This is a genomic window from Pedobacter sp. MR2016-19 (genome assembly GCF_014947265.1).
Lineage (GTDB): Bacteria > Bacteroidota > Bacteroidia > Sphingobacteriales > Sphingobacteriaceae > Pedobacter.
Genome location: NZ_JADCNK010000011.1, coordinates 156,600 through 170,761, shown reverse-complemented (window position 1 = coordinate 170,761; position 14,162 = coordinate 156,600). Strand labels below are relative to the sequence as shown.

Here is a 14,162-nt window from a genome sequence, read left to right as displayed (position 1 = left end):
AATACCATTTCCATGAAATACCCTACTATTGATCAGTCATTATTTATTTTAAATAGAAAAAAATACGCTAATAACCTAAAAAACAATTCACTAGCAATATTTAACTCAAGCGATGAATTCCCCAGGAGCGGTGACCAAAGTTTCGTTTTTAAGCAAAATCCGGATTTATTTTATTTATCAGGCATTGATCAGGAACAAACAATTCTACTATTATATCCTGATTGTCCTAATCCTTTGTACAGAGAAGTCCTGTTTTTAAGACAGACCAACGACTATATCAAAGTTTGGGAAGGATATAAGTACACCAAAGAACAGGCAAAAGCCGCCTCTGGCATCCAATCAATATATTGGTTAGAAGATTTTGACAACATTTTACATAGTATTGTTAACTATGCTGAGCATATTTATTTAAATACAAATGAGAATGATCGGTACGCCCATGAGGTTCCTTATCGCGATATTCGTTTCATTGAGAAAATGAAATCAAAATATCCATTGCATCATTATGAACGCTCGGCGCCAATTATGCGAAATTTACGTGCCGTTAAATCAGATGTGGAGATCGAATTAACTAAAAAGGCATGCACAATAACCCGCGATGCTTTTATCAGGGTATTAAAATTCACCAAGCCTGGGGTTAAGGAATATGAAATTGAAGCAGAGATTATACACGAATTTATCCGTCAGGGCGCAACAGGTCATGCCTATACGCCTATTATTGCTTCCGGTCATAACGCAAACATCCTACATTACAACGATAATAACCAGACTTGTAAAGATGGAGACGTAATACTCTTCGATTTTGGTGCAGAATACGCCAATTATAATGCAGATATGAGCCGGTCCATTCCGGTTAATGGCCGGTTTACGCAAAGACAAAAGGATGTATACAATGCCGTACTACATGTAATGAAAGCGTCGATTAAATTAATTGGCGAAGGAACTATATGGAATACCTACCACGAACAAGTTGGCGAAATTATGACTGAACAACTGATTAATCTCGGGCTTATTTCTACAACTGATGTGAAGAATCAAACCGCATCTTGGCCAGCTTATAAAAAATATTTTATGCACGGTACTTCGCATCACTTAGGCATAGATGTACACGACTTTGCAGGAAGATATACTCCATTTGCCAATGGGAACATTCTTACGGTTGAACCAGGCATTTATATTCCAGAGGAAGGCTTAGGTATCCGTTTAGAAAACAATATCCTCATCACCGCAAATGGGAATATAGATTTAATGGCCGATATCCCATTAGAAGCTGAAGAAATTGAGGAGATTATGAATAGTTAATTCCAGTTATCAGTATTCAATTTGCAGTTTACAGTTAAACAATTAACCGATTAACCAGCCTTAACAATTTAGCAATAAGGCAATCTCAACAGTTAACTATTACCAAATTCGTCTGCAAAACGATAAATATTAAAATCATCTTGTTTTAAGGCTGCCTGAACTTTTTCTCGCAGCCTTTTTTTATCGATATGCTGCATTTTTTGATGCTGTATGAGTTTCCATGCTTTTTCTGCAAATAAAAAAGCTTTTCGGTTCTCATTAAAAACCTCCGGTTTGATAATCCATTTACACAATTCGTCGATCCCTATATTTTTATCCGCAACAGTTTTTAAGACCGGAATAGCCTTTACACCTTGATGAACTATTTTTTTCAGATTATTGGCAAAAGTATCTGCTCCTTCCCGATCAGCCTTATTAATTACAAAACAATCAGCAATTTCCATCAACCCGGATTTGATATTCTGAACTTCATCTCCGGATTCTGGCACCAATACGACAATAGTTTTATCTGCCAATCCTGCAATTTCTACTTCCGATTGTCCAACCCCAACAGTTTCAACAATAATCAGATCAAAATTCGAAGCTTTTAAAACATCAACCATTTCGATTGTTTTTGCCGAAATGCCGCCCAAAGCACCACGTGTAGCCAAAGATCGGATAAAAACATTCGGATTATTAAACTGGCCCGCCATCCGGATACGATCGCCCAGCAAAGAGCCAAAATTAAATGGAGAAGTTGGATCTATCGCCAATATGGCAATGCGTTTCCCCTCAGCAACTAAATGATCGGTTACCACATTTACCAAAGTACTTTTGCCAGCACCGGGAGGTCCGGTAATACCCAGAACGGGAACGTTAGCCTTACTATCTAAATCTCTTAAAATCGAATCTGCAGGTTTAATATCGTTTTCAACAAGCGTTAATGTTCTTGCCAAAACCTTATAATTGCCCGCCTTTACTTCGCTTAAAATGGATAGATGCGTATTCATCAATAAAACTATCTTTGTACAAATTAACAAAAATTATCAGCTACAAGGCGCCCAATAATGAAAGTTACCGGTTTTACATTTTTAAGAAATGCTATTGTTAACGACTACCCTGCAAAAGAGGCGATACTTTCTGTGCTGCCATTGTGCGACGATTTTATCGTTGCGTTGGGAAACTCTACAGACCAAACTTCTGAAATGGTTAAAAGCATTGATCCTAAAATCAGAACAATTGACACCATTTGGGATGAAAGTATACGGGAAGGCGGTCGTGTTTTTGCCGATGAAACCAATAAAGCACTAGCTGAAATAGGGAAAGATACCGACTGGATGATCTACATTCAAGGCGACGAAGCCATACATGAAGATTATCTCCCCTTGATTAAAAAAGAAATGGAAGATGAACTTAACAATAGCAATGTTGAGGCCTTACTTTTAAAATATAAACATTTCTATGCCTCTTATGATTACCTGGCCGAATCCAGGCGTTGGTACAGAAGAGAGGTTAGGATTATCAAAAACCTTCCGGGAGTTCACTCTTACCGGGATGCCCAGGGCTTCAGAATTAACGACAGGAAACTTAAGGTTAAGCTAATTGATGCTTACATTTATCATTATGGCTGGGTAAAACCACCAAAAGGATTACAAGGTAAAGTGCGCAACTTTAATCAATTTTATCAAACGGAAGAGTGGATTGAAGAAAATTATCCGGTTCAGGACACCTATGATATGCACAATGCCGATCGACTGGTCCATTTTAAAAGCACCCATCCTAAAGTAATGCAGGAAAGAATTGCGGCTGCGAACTGGAAATTTGAAAAAGATTTAACCAAAGAAACCCCTAAAATGAATTTCCGCAGAAGGGTTTTACAAAAAATTGAAGACTTAACCGGATTACGTTTATTTGAGTATCGGAATTATAAAATTGTAAAGTAGACCACAATTTAAATCTATATATATTTGCATCATCAAATAACATTTTAATGAAAAAGCCCAACGTTTTAGTAACTTTTGATTCGATGAAGGATGCCAATTGCGGCTATTTCTCGTTTGGAAAAGGGTTGGGTGATGCCTTAATCCATGAAAACAAAGGAAAATTTAAATTAAAATTTTATCTTTTTAAACACACGCAATACCTTTTTAATGGTTTGGTTGACCTCATTTATCTATCCAGGTTAGACCGGTTATTCTTTAAAGGGAAAAATGACTTCGATGTTGTTCATCTTTCTGATCAAACCTGCAGACTAAGACCGAGTAAAGTAAATGCAAAAAAAATAATGACTGTTCATGACATGAACAAGGTGCATTTAAAGTTTAGCAAGCCACACAGAATTCAGGTATATCTAAAAAAACTAGGCAAGCTAATAGCACAGTGTGATAAAATTGTATGCATATCGCAGTTTGTTGCAAATGATGTGAAACAATATTTCCCTGAATCAGCAAATAAAATCAGTGTAATTTATAACGGGGCCGATAAATTAGTTTCGGATGAAAATCATCAGCCAGCTTTTAAACCTGGAAAGAAATTTCTATTTACTATTGGGTTGCTCTCTGTACAAAAAGGGTTTCACTTATTACCTGCATTATTAAAAGATAACAATTTCGAACTGGTAATTTCCGGAAGAGAAACACCTCACAAACAACGAATTTTAGAAGAAGCAGAAAAATATAACTGTTTGGATAGGGTACATATTACCGGGCCAATTAGTGATGAAGACAAAGCCTGGTACTATAAAAACTGTGATGCTTTCTTATTTCCTTCAGTTGCCGAAGGTTTTGGTCTTCCTGTAATCGAAGCCATGCATTTTGGAAAACCCGTGTTTCTGTCTAAATTCACTTCTTTACCCGAGGTTGGCGGAGATGTTGCTTATTACTTCGATAATTTCGAACCTGAACACATGCAGGAAGTATTTAACAAAGGTATGAGTGATTTCGCCAAAAATAATCGTGTTAAAGAAGCAATTGCTCAAGCAGAAAAATTTTCGTGGGAAATTGCAGCCAATCAGTATCTGAATTTATATCAGGAATGTTTGAAATAACGAATTAAGTTTTAACAACCAAATTAACAGGTGTAAAAATATAAGAGCCTGTTTAAATTAAATAAAATTTATTTCGTAGGTCAGTCTGAGCGTAGTCGAATACCATTTCAACACATTAATAATGCAATCGACTACGCTCAGTGTGACAGCAAAAGGCCATTTATTTTTGTTATAAAAATTTAAACAGGCCCTAAGTAACTTATAATAACAATTCCTAAAATACAGCCTAAATAATTTATTTCCGATTGTTAACGCAAGCCCCCTAAACAAGCACTTCAATCCATTCTAAAACCCAAGAATTGTAATTTTAATTTTGTTGGGTTTCACGATCTTATTCATGTGTATGAAAAACCGTACATTTGCTAGGATTTTATTATATTTTTTCCCGACCAGGTACTTCCTGGGTTCTGTTATATATACAAGACTTAATGAAAACTTATTTTCGTTTATTATCATTTGCGAAGCCTATTGAAAAGTTTGCCATACCTTACGTTATTGCAACCTTACTTTCTATTCTATTCGGAACCTTTAACTTGGCTTTGTTATCTCCGCTCTTCGAAACACTTTTAAATGCAAACAAGCAAGCTTGCCAAACGCCAAGCTTAACAGATAAAGCAGCCTCCTCATTTAGCTTATTGGGCAAGTTAAGGGATTTTGTTAACTATTCAATAAAGGTTAACACTATAGAAAGTACGCTGATGTACATCTGTATTATCATTGTTATCTCCGTATTGCTTTCCAATTTATTCAGGTATTTTTCTCAGCGTTACATGGAAGATTTAAGAGTTCATACGTTGCTAAACTTTAGAAAGAGGGTCTTTAATAATGTGATGAATCTCCATGTAGGATATTTTAACAATGAGAGAAAAGGCGATATTATTTCTAAAGTTGCCTCTGATGTACAGGTGGTCCAATTCACGGTTACCAATACATTACAGGTCGTTTTTAAAGAACCCGTAACACTAATCGTATATGTTATTCTTTTATTTAATATTTCAGCAAAGCTTACCTTATTCTCTTTACTGGTAATCCCAATTTCTGCATTTATTATCAGTAAAATTGTAAAAAGGTTGAAGCAGCAGGCAAAAGAATCGCATGAATCTTTTGCGAAAATGATTGGCTTTTTAGATGAGGCATTAAGTGGGGTTAAAATCATAAAGGCCTTTAATGCAACGGAACGAATTAAAGACAAATTTAACCAGGAAAATATATACTACTCCAACTTAACACGCAAAATGGTTAGACGCCAACAACTTGGCTCACCAGTATCTGAATTTTTAGGTGTTTTAATGATTTCTATTATCGTTTGGTATGGTGGATCATTAATATTGCATAATGATAAAAATGCCTTAACAGCATCAGATTTTATTGCTTACATCGCTATTTTTTCCCAGGTAATGCGTCCTGCAAAAGCATTAACAGATTCATTTAGTGGAATTCATTCTGGAATTGCAGCAGGCGAGCGGGTTTTAGACCTGATTGACACCAAACCATTGTTGGTTAATCAACCAGATTCGAAAATTATTGATGATTTTAACAGTACAATCAGCCTTCAAAATGTATCATTCAGTTATGGGGAAAAACAAATTCTTAACTCAATAACATTCGACATTGAAAAAGGGCAAACAGTAGCACTTGTAGGCCCATCAGGAGGTGGAAAAAGCACGTTGATGGATCTGCTGCCACGTTTCCATGATCCAAAATCAGGAACGATTAGAATTGATGGCCACGATTATAGGGAGCTCACTGTTGAAAGCATCCGGGCACAAATGGGAACCGTTAATCAGGAATCTTTTCTATTTAACGATACTATTTTTAATAACATTGCCTTTGCCAAACCAGAGGCCACAATGGAAGAGGTTGTTGCCGCAGCAAAAATCGCAAATGCGCACGATTTTATCGAAAATACCGAGAACGGTTATCAATCTTTTGTCGGCGATAGGGGAAATAAGCTTTCCGGTGGACAAAAACAGCGGGTATGTATTGCAAGGGCCGTATTGGCCAATCCTCCAATTATGCTATTGGATGAGGCCACTTCAGCCTTAGATACCGAATCGGAAAAATTGGTACAGGATGCTTTAAATAACTTGATGAAAAACCGCACCTCAATTGTGATTGCGCACCGTTTAAGTACAATACAACATGCCGATAAAATTGTGGTAATTGATAAAGGTAGCGTAGTAGAAACCGGAAGCCATAATGAGTTAATGAATCAAAATGGCTTATATAGACGTTTAATTGACATGCAGACTTTTAACGACTAAACATTTAGATGAGGAGAGTATTATTTTTTATGCCTGATAATCCGCTAAAAAAAAATGCGGGGAACAGAACCAAGGCTTTAAGCATGTTGAATTACTTTAAATCAAGAAATTTCGAAATTGATTTTGTTAGTGAGTATTTTACCGGACGCTGGAGTGAGAAAGATATTAAAGCTTTTGAGCAATCAGGTCTGGCCAATACTACTTATGTAATTAAAAAAAAGCCTTCCAAAAAAAATATACTCTATTATCTCCTTTTTTATAAACTACCAAATTTTTTCTATCAGAATAAGGCCTGGGTTTTTCCGCTTCAATTCCCTGAATTGGTGACCTTGAGGTTTAAGAGGGCGTTCAAAAAAATTTTAAAAAACAACGATTACGATTACATATTTATTAACTATGCCAGCTGGGCAACATTGGTAGAAAATAACGACCTGACAAAAAAAGCGATAAAAGTAATTGACACACACGATTTTATAACTGCTCAACTTCAAAAAAAAAACAATATTGGCCAATCTTTTAAAGAAGAAATCAGGAGAATTTCATTATTTGATATTGCTTTAGCCATTTCTGTTGAAGAGCAGTATGTTTTTAGTCAGTTTTGTAAAAACAAGGTTGTTTTAGCACCAATGATGCTTGATCAACCAGAAAATTTTCATTCTGCTAAAGAAAAATCGTTTGATCTGATTTATGTAGCCAGCGATAATATACATAATCAAAAAGCTGCCAATTGGTTTTTTAGCCATGTATACCCGTTATTACCAACCAGCGTACAGATATGCATCATTGGACAAATAAACGAGCATCTTTCTATAAAGGCACCTAATATTGTTTCCGTAAACTTTGCCGAAGATTTATCAACCTATTATCAAAATGCCAAAGTAGCGCTATGCCCTATGCTAACTGGTACCGGTACGAAGATAAAAGTAGTAGAAGCACTATCTTATGGTTTACCAATAGTTTGCAATACCAGAGGCATTGATGGCTTGATTAATAAAACCAACAATGGCTGTTTGGTAAGTGACGATTCAGTTGAATTTGCAAATAACATCATGAAACTATTAACAAACGAAGCGGAATATAAGAAGCAAGCGGAAAATGCATTGGCCGCTTTTAACACCAGTTACGAAAAGGAACACTGTTATAAAAATCTTGATAAACTATTTTTGAAATGACCATTTTTTTTACTGTAGTCACTACAAATTATCTGCCTTTTGCCGTATCATTACTAGATTCAGCGAAACTATATCATCCAGAATTTGAGTTTTGCATATGCCTTGCAGATTACTTAGATAAAGAGGAGATTGGGACAAACAATCTAATGCAAAAATATCCTATTATCCAGCTTCATGAATTGGAGATTGAGGAATTTGACTTCATTACTCAAAATTACAACCCCATGCAATTGGCTAACTGCTCAAAAGTACTTTTTGCAAGGCATTTTTTGAATCAGGAATGTATTGATAAGGTTATTTTTTGTGATTCTGACACTTACTTTTTTGGAAAACTACCATCTAGTACAATTAATAATGGAGATATTGTAATTACACCTCACTTTACACATCCACCAGATATTAACATGAAGCGCCAAGAACTGGAGGTATTAAATGCAGGATTATATAATGGTGGTTTTTTTAAATTGAAAAAATCAGCAGAAACTGACTCTTATATTGATTGGCTAAGAGAAAGGTCTGTTAAAGAATGCATATACGATTTTAAAAGAGGATTTTATGGAGAGCAATTATGGCTAAATCTCGTTCCATTATACTTTAAAAATGTATTTATAGAAAATAGTCAGGGGATGAATGTAGCTTATTGGAACTTACATGAACGGCATATTTTAGAACACGATGGCATTTTTTCCGTAAATGGAACAACACCATTGTGTTTTTTTCACTATAGTGGTTGGGATTACTTCGCACCGGAAGAAATTTCTAAATGGGCTTTATTTACATCAGAAATGCGCCCAGAGATTAAACCCTTACTACTAAAATATCATGCAGCGCTTCAAGCTAACGAATACGAACACTATATTAACAAGCCTAACTATTATACAAGTAAAAATAACTTAAATAAAAAATCATTTTTTAGTACTTTAAAAAAGAAATATTTTAAATGGTAAATGATTTAATCAGGCTAAAACATTAAAGTTCTTTAAATCGTATTTTTAAGTCATTTCATCCAAAATATCCTCTAAAATTGCAACTTGTTTTTTTACTTCGTAGCCAAGCGCCTGTCTTTTAATTTCTTCTTTATTAAAAGCTAAAGGATTACTTTCAATCTCCTTCATTGCATAAACTAGATCCTCAATTCTCCAAGAGTTAACAACTCTACCGGTATGTGGCTGTACAAATTCACTAATCCCTCCCGAGTTAAATCCGACAATTGGTTTGCCTAAAGTAGCAGCCTCTAGCATTACCAATGGAAACGAATCTTCTCTTGACAGCAGCAGGAAGGCATCGGCCGAGTTAAGATAATTATAATATTCCTCCCGCTGAACACCTAAAAACTTAACCCTATCTGGAAAATTAGTATATAAAGTTTTCTCTGTGTAATAATATAAGCCAGTATATTCATCGCCCCCAATCCAAATAAACTTAAAATTTTGAGGAACTACTTTAAGCAAAGCAACTAAAAAATCAATCCCTTTAATTAAAGATGTTTTTCCTGAAATTGCCCACACAAAATCATCGCTGCTAAAACCAGTAGCTCCTTTTACCTCTGGAGCTAACTTTGTATAAGTTATTTTTTCAGTATCAACAAAACCATATAACAGTTTCACATCTGCTCTCCCCATATCTCTTATTTTATTACACACAGCTTCAGAACAACCAATAAGGATTGATGAATAGTTGACAATTATCTTTAGATCATTATAGGTAATAAAATTATAAGCTATTGTTAGCTCGTGCACATGTGTTATAATTTTAATCCCTAGTTTTTGTGCTATTTCGTAAACCTCAGGAATTATTATAGTATTAACATACCAAAAATCAACATTATTCTTTTTATGAATTTGTTTTAACTGATATTCTAGTGGATTAACCTTAAAAGCCTTTAAAATTACTCTAAATGCCTTGCGAAATAAATTTTTACTCTTTTTGTACGGTAAAAAGTATTTAATATGCGTTGGCAAAATATCAATAAAATCTCCTCTTTCTTTACAGAATATTAAAGGGGTAAACTTATTTTTATTTAGATGATTCAAGGAATACCACAAAAGCATTTCTGAACCTCCTCTACCTAAATTTTGTGTTATAAATAATATTCTTTTCATCAAAAAATAATCAATTGAATAAAATAAATCAGTTAATTTGTATAGTTCTACTCAAGATGCAAAATAAAGAATAAATAGTTTAAAAATTTTATTTGGCCTTATTTAGATTATTTATTTCACTTTCGTGATATCTTAGCGATTTAATAAATTCACCCATTAGAATAAAAAATGGCAATTTTATTCGAAAACGACTAATGCTTATTAATGAAAATTGTAAAATTATTGGGTGGCTTAGGCAATCAAATGTTTCAATATGCTTTCTACAGATCGTTACAAAATAAGGGCATCAATGTTTATGCAGATCTATCTAATTTTGACGAATATCCTTTACATAATGGTTATGAACTGGAAAGGGTATTTAACCTAAGCGTAAAAACCCCAGGCAAATTTCTTTTAAATCTATTCAGGCCCAATCAATCAAAATGGATATTTAGAAAACTTAAAAGAATTTTAAATTTAAAAAACACCTATAAGGTAGAAGAAAATGAATTTACGTTCGATTCTTCTTTTTTTAACAATACTAATCATTATTATTCTGGATATTGGCAAAATGAAGAATATTTTAACCATATAGCAGACCAAATAAAACATGATTTCAAATTTCCTGAAATTGCAGGCATAGAAAACCAAACCGTTCTACAACAAATTATAAATACAGAAAGCGTAGCTATACATGTAAGAAGAGGTGATTATTTAAAGGATCCTTTATTAGGAGGCATTTGCGATTTAGATTATTATGAACAAGCGATATTGAACATAAACTCAAGAATTAAAGATGCCGAATTCTTCATCTTTTCTGATGATATAGCTTGGTGCAAACAAAACCTTAACCTTAAGAAGGCAACGTACATCGATTGGAACAAAGGGAGTAGTAGTTATATAGACATGCAATTGATGAGTAACTGTAAACACAATATTATTGCAAATAGCAGCTTTAGCTGGTGGGGGGCATGGTTAAATAACAACAAAACAAAAATTGTGGTTGCTCCCAAAAAGTGGATTAATGATTCAAATGGTACCTTAGCATTAAAAGAATGGATAAAATGTTAGGTGAGCCAATAGTTACCGTTTTAATGCCAGTTTACAATGCTGAAAAGTATTTGGATGAGGCGCTCTGCAGTATACTCAATCAGACCTTTACAGCTTTTGAACTCTTAATCATAAATGATGGAAGTTCAGACCATACAGAAAATATCATTAAAAAACATGCTGATGAACGGATAACCTATTTAAAAAACAGTGAAAACCAGGGTATTGTTAAAAGCTTAAATATTGGCATAAATTTAAGTAAAGGAAAATACATTGCAAGAATGGATGCCGATGATATTGCCAAGCCAACCAGGCTGCAACAGCAAGTAGATTTCATGCTAGCCAATCCCGAATACAAATTATGTGGTAGCCAGGCCATTGCAATAGATGAAAACAGTGAAGCGCAATTTCAAATAAATATTCCATGCGAATACAATGAAATTAGAGTACAAATGCTGTTTAAAAATACATTTATACATCCCGCCGTGATGCTTGATACGCAAATAGCTAAAAGTATATTGTATTCTATACATTATCAATATGCAGAAGACTATTATTTGTTCTCACAAATAACGCTAAATTATAAAGTCGCTAACCTGAATGATCATCTTTTGTATTACAGGGTACATTCAGAAAATATAACGTCAAAGAAAAAGGCGGAAATGCGCCAATCAGAAAAGAAGGTAATTAAATACAATTTGAATCAATTATTTGGTGAAGCTGTTAGTGATGAAACCATATCTACACACCTTCATCTTTTCACACAGAACTTTCAAAACTTAACTTATAAAGATGTTGAATCTCATCTATTAAAAATTAAAATAAGTAATAAGGTAAAGCAACTATATAATAACGATGTACTAACAATTGAATTGCAGCGGCAATTATATGTTTTCTTATCAAATAGTAGTGAAAAACTTGGCTTCATTAAACTTATATCATCAACGTTGTTTTCTCCAAAAGGTGCTGGCTTTAAACAATTTAGAAAATTGTTTAAAAAATCATTTTTTGGATTGTTTACGGGGATAGGTAGAGGAAGTAATTAAGTACCTCCTATGATTTAAAGACTTCGAGATACAGTTGTTTTTATCAAACAAAAATCGTCCATCACCAAACATGTCCTTAAGGTATCTCTTAAATAAGCACTCCCTAATTTTTTTAGCTAAACAATTACCAGAAACACATTCTAATTCCCTACCATCCATTTCATTTTTGTTTTACCGATGGCTTTGGCTAAGAAAAAACTTACGCTGTAAGTAACTAAAAATCTAAACAGTAGTATTCCGGTATTCTGCCACACATTCAACTCAAGAAAGTTTAACTTTAAAGGTTGAAAAATTAAAGGGAGCCCTCTGCCAATAATGATCACATGGATTAGATAGATACCGAATGTGGTTTCTCTTGGTCGCAAATTTCGCTGTAGCCAGTTTAAGCTGCCAATTTTTAACAGTAGCGCAAACATGATCAAAGAATAGATGATATTACTGAAACGCAAGGTATTGTATGCATCTTTGATACCAAGGCTATTAAGGTAGGTAGATTCTCCAACGGCTATGCAAAAGGAAACAAGTGCAAAAAGCAGGATAATGTACCACGAAGTGGCTTTAATTATGTCAATTATCCTATCATAGAACTCGTTAAAATAAACACCAAGCCATAAATAAAATACAAATCCAAAAATTGCGGTGGTATGGGTAGTGGCAATCCAGCCCTGATAAATATTTACACTATAAAAGAGTGAAAAGAGTGCTAAAACTAAACCAAACCAAAGATTATATAAATACTTTTTAAATAGTAATAAAATGGTAATACAGATCAGAAAATTAAGGATAAACCAATATGGGCTAAATAGTACCATATGTATAAAGGTTTGATAGAAGTATAGAAAAAAGTTAGAGCCTATTAAGCCCATCGCACTTCCTCTGCTATGAGCGACATAACGATCGAGCACACTTATCATAATTAACATACATATCCAAAATAACCATGGCTTAATGGTTTTCTTGAATCTGTTTTTTAAATACTGAAAAGGGGCATATTCATCAAACTTATGGTTAATTAGAAAACCGCCAATTAGAAAAAAAGCTATTGTACTGAACTTAAAGGATTGTATAATACAACTTTCAAAAATATTTTCGAACTGTCTGCTATAGTGATTTGGAGGAACAATTACGCAATGCTCAATAACAATACCGATCATAGATATACACCGGATTGAATCGACAAAAGAAAAATTCTTTGTTTTAGGTGTTGTAACTTTTATTGGCTCAGTATCCATTGAATATCATTTTTAAAAACAGTTTGCGAATATCTACAAAAAATGATCCTATGTAAAAAATCAAGTGAATTTTAACATATATGTATGAAGAATATTACGCATATCGAATATAATTATTAAATTTTTGCAAGAATTATTTATGATTTGCTATAAGTTTACATAATTTAATATTAAATATGGCTGAAAGATTTCATTAAATAATTACATTATCTTAGGCAGTTGAATATTTAGGACTTAGTATGATTAAAAAAATAAGAAAAGTATTTTCTAAAGACAATTCCAATATGCTTAAATTCAAAGCAGAATTTAAGCATTTGCTTGACGAAGAAAAACGCACAAAAAAACGTTTTTCTTTGGATGAAGCAAATCTTTATCCATGTTTGTTTGATAATACGGCAGAAACAGGCTTTGATAGGCATTACATTTATCATCCAGCCTGGGCAACAAGAATAATTGTAAATAACAAACCTTCCAAGCATATAGATATCTCTTCTACGCTACATTTCTGTTCTACACTTTCGGCAATTTTACCTGTTGAGTTTTACGATTACAGGCCAGCGAAATTAGAATTACCAAATTTGGAATCGTTACCTGGTGATTTAATGAATTTACCGTTCGAATCAAATTCAATCGAATCATTATCTTGCATGCACACAGTAGAGCACGTTGGCCTAGGCCGGTACGGAGATCCCTTGGATTACAATGCGGATATTAAGGCTATAAAAGAACTGACAAGGGTATTAGCAGTTGGCGGCACTCTGCTATTCGTTGTTCCCTTAGGCGCAAAAGATATAATCTGTTTTAATGCCCATCGCATTTATTCTAAGGATCAGGTTTTGAACTTGTTTTCAAATCTAGAACTTAAAGAATTCACATTAATACCCGAAGATGAAGCAGACGGTGGATTAGTAATCAATCCACCAAAAGAACTGCTTGAGAAACAGTTTTACGCTTGCGGTTGTTTCTGGTTTACAAAAAATAAAATATGAT

At 33.9% G+C, this 14,162-nt stretch carries 12 protein-coding genes; 9 read left to right on the top strand and 3 right to left on the bottom strand.

Annotated features, from left to right (window positions below; translation table 11 throughout):
• Window positions 1-12 precede the first annotated feature (12 nt).
• A complete protein-coding gene (locus tag IM793_RS15735) occupies window positions 13-1,302 on the top strand; it encodes an aminopeptidase P family protein (RefSeq protein ID WP_193422938.1) in 1,290 nt (429 codons plus the stop codon).
• A 92-nt stretch (window positions 1,303-1,394) separates the two neighbouring features.
• On the opposite strand, the gene meaB is transcribed toward IM793_RS15735, so the two are convergent.
• Window positions 1,395-2,291, bottom strand: coding sequence for a methylmalonyl Co-A mutase-associated GTPase MeaB (gene meaB, locus IM793_RS15730; protein ID WP_193422937.1), 897 nt, complete (start codon window positions 2,289-2,291; stop codon window positions 1,395-1,397).
• A gap of 57 nt (window positions 2,292-2,348) precedes the next feature.
• Here meaB and IM793_RS15725 point away from each other — a divergent pair, with 57 nt between their 5' ends.
• The 5 genes from IM793_RS15725 (at window position 2,349) to IM793_RS15705 (ending at window position 8,710) form a co-directional block, all read left to right on the top strand.
• Complete coding sequence (locus tag IM793_RS15725; protein WP_193422936.1) at window positions 2,349-3,224, top strand: glycosyltransferase family 2 protein; 876 nt, start codon at window positions 2,349-2,351, stop codon at window positions 3,222-3,224.
• 47 nt (window positions 3,225-3,271) lie between these two features.
• Window positions 3,272-4,327, top strand: coding sequence for a glycosyltransferase family 1 protein (locus IM793_RS15720; RefSeq protein WP_193422934.1), 1,056 nt, complete (start codon window positions 3,272-3,274; stop codon window positions 4,325-4,327).
• A gap of 428 nt (window positions 4,328-4,755) precedes the next feature.
• Window positions 4,756-6,591 (top strand): ABC transporter ATP-binding protein, encoded by a 1,836-nt coding sequence (locus tag IM793_RS15715; RefSeq protein WP_193422932.1) that lies wholly within the window; start codon window positions 4,756-4,758, stop codon window positions 6,589-6,591.
• A gap of 8 nt (window positions 6,592-6,599) precedes the next feature.
• A complete protein-coding gene (locus IM793_RS15710) occupies window positions 6,600-7,763 on the top strand; it encodes a glycosyltransferase (protein WP_193422929.1) in 1,164 nt (387 codons plus the stop codon).
• Window positions 7,760-8,710: a glycosyltransferase gene (locus IM793_RS15705; protein ID WP_193422927.1), complete on the top strand. Its 951-nt coding sequence runs from the start codon at window positions 7,760-7,762 to the stop codon at window positions 8,708-8,710. Before IM793_RS15710 ends, IM793_RS15705 begins: the two co-directional genes overlap by 4 nt.
• Window positions 8,711-8,755: 45 nt before the next feature.
• Here IM793_RS15705 and IM793_RS15700 read toward each other — a convergent pair whose 3' ends face one another.
• Window positions 8,756-9,865, bottom strand: coding sequence for a glycosyltransferase family 4 protein (locus tag IM793_RS15700; RefSeq protein ID WP_193422925.1), 1,110 nt, complete (start codon window positions 9,863-9,865; stop codon window positions 8,756-8,758).
• A 204-nt stretch (window positions 9,866-10,069) separates the two neighbouring features.
• Between IM793_RS15700 and IM793_RS15695 the strand changes: the two genes are divergently transcribed.
• Window positions 10,070-10,915, top strand: a complete 846-nt coding sequence (locus IM793_RS15695) for an alpha-1,2-fucosyltransferase (protein WP_193422923.1) — start codon at window positions 10,070-10,072, stop codon at window positions 10,913-10,915.
• Window positions 10,900-11,940 carry a glycosyltransferase gene (locus IM793_RS15690; protein ID WP_193422921.1) on the top strand — a complete coding sequence of 347 codons (1,041 nt, stop codon included), beginning with the start codon at window positions 10,900-10,902 and terminating at the stop codon, window positions 11,938-11,940. Before IM793_RS15695 ends, IM793_RS15690 begins: the two co-directional genes overlap by 16 nt.
• Window positions 11,941-12,080: 140 nt before the next feature.
• Here the strand turns inward: IM793_RS15690 and IM793_RS15685 are convergent, their stop codons facing one another.
• The gene (locus tag IM793_RS15685; protein WP_193422919.1) at window positions 12,081-13,172 is read right to left on the bottom strand and encodes an acyltransferase; all 1,092 of its coding nucleotides are present in this window, start codon (window positions 13,170-13,172) and stop codon (window positions 12,081-12,083) included.
• Between the two features lie 239 nt (window positions 13,173-13,411).
• Between IM793_RS15685 and IM793_RS15680 the strand changes: the two genes are divergently transcribed.
• Entirely contained in the window at window positions 13,412-14,161 is a 750-nt protein-coding gene (locus IM793_RS15680) for a DUF268 domain-containing protein (RefSeq protein WP_193422917.1), read from the top strand.
• The last annotated feature ends 1 nt before the right edge of the window (window position 14,162 follow it).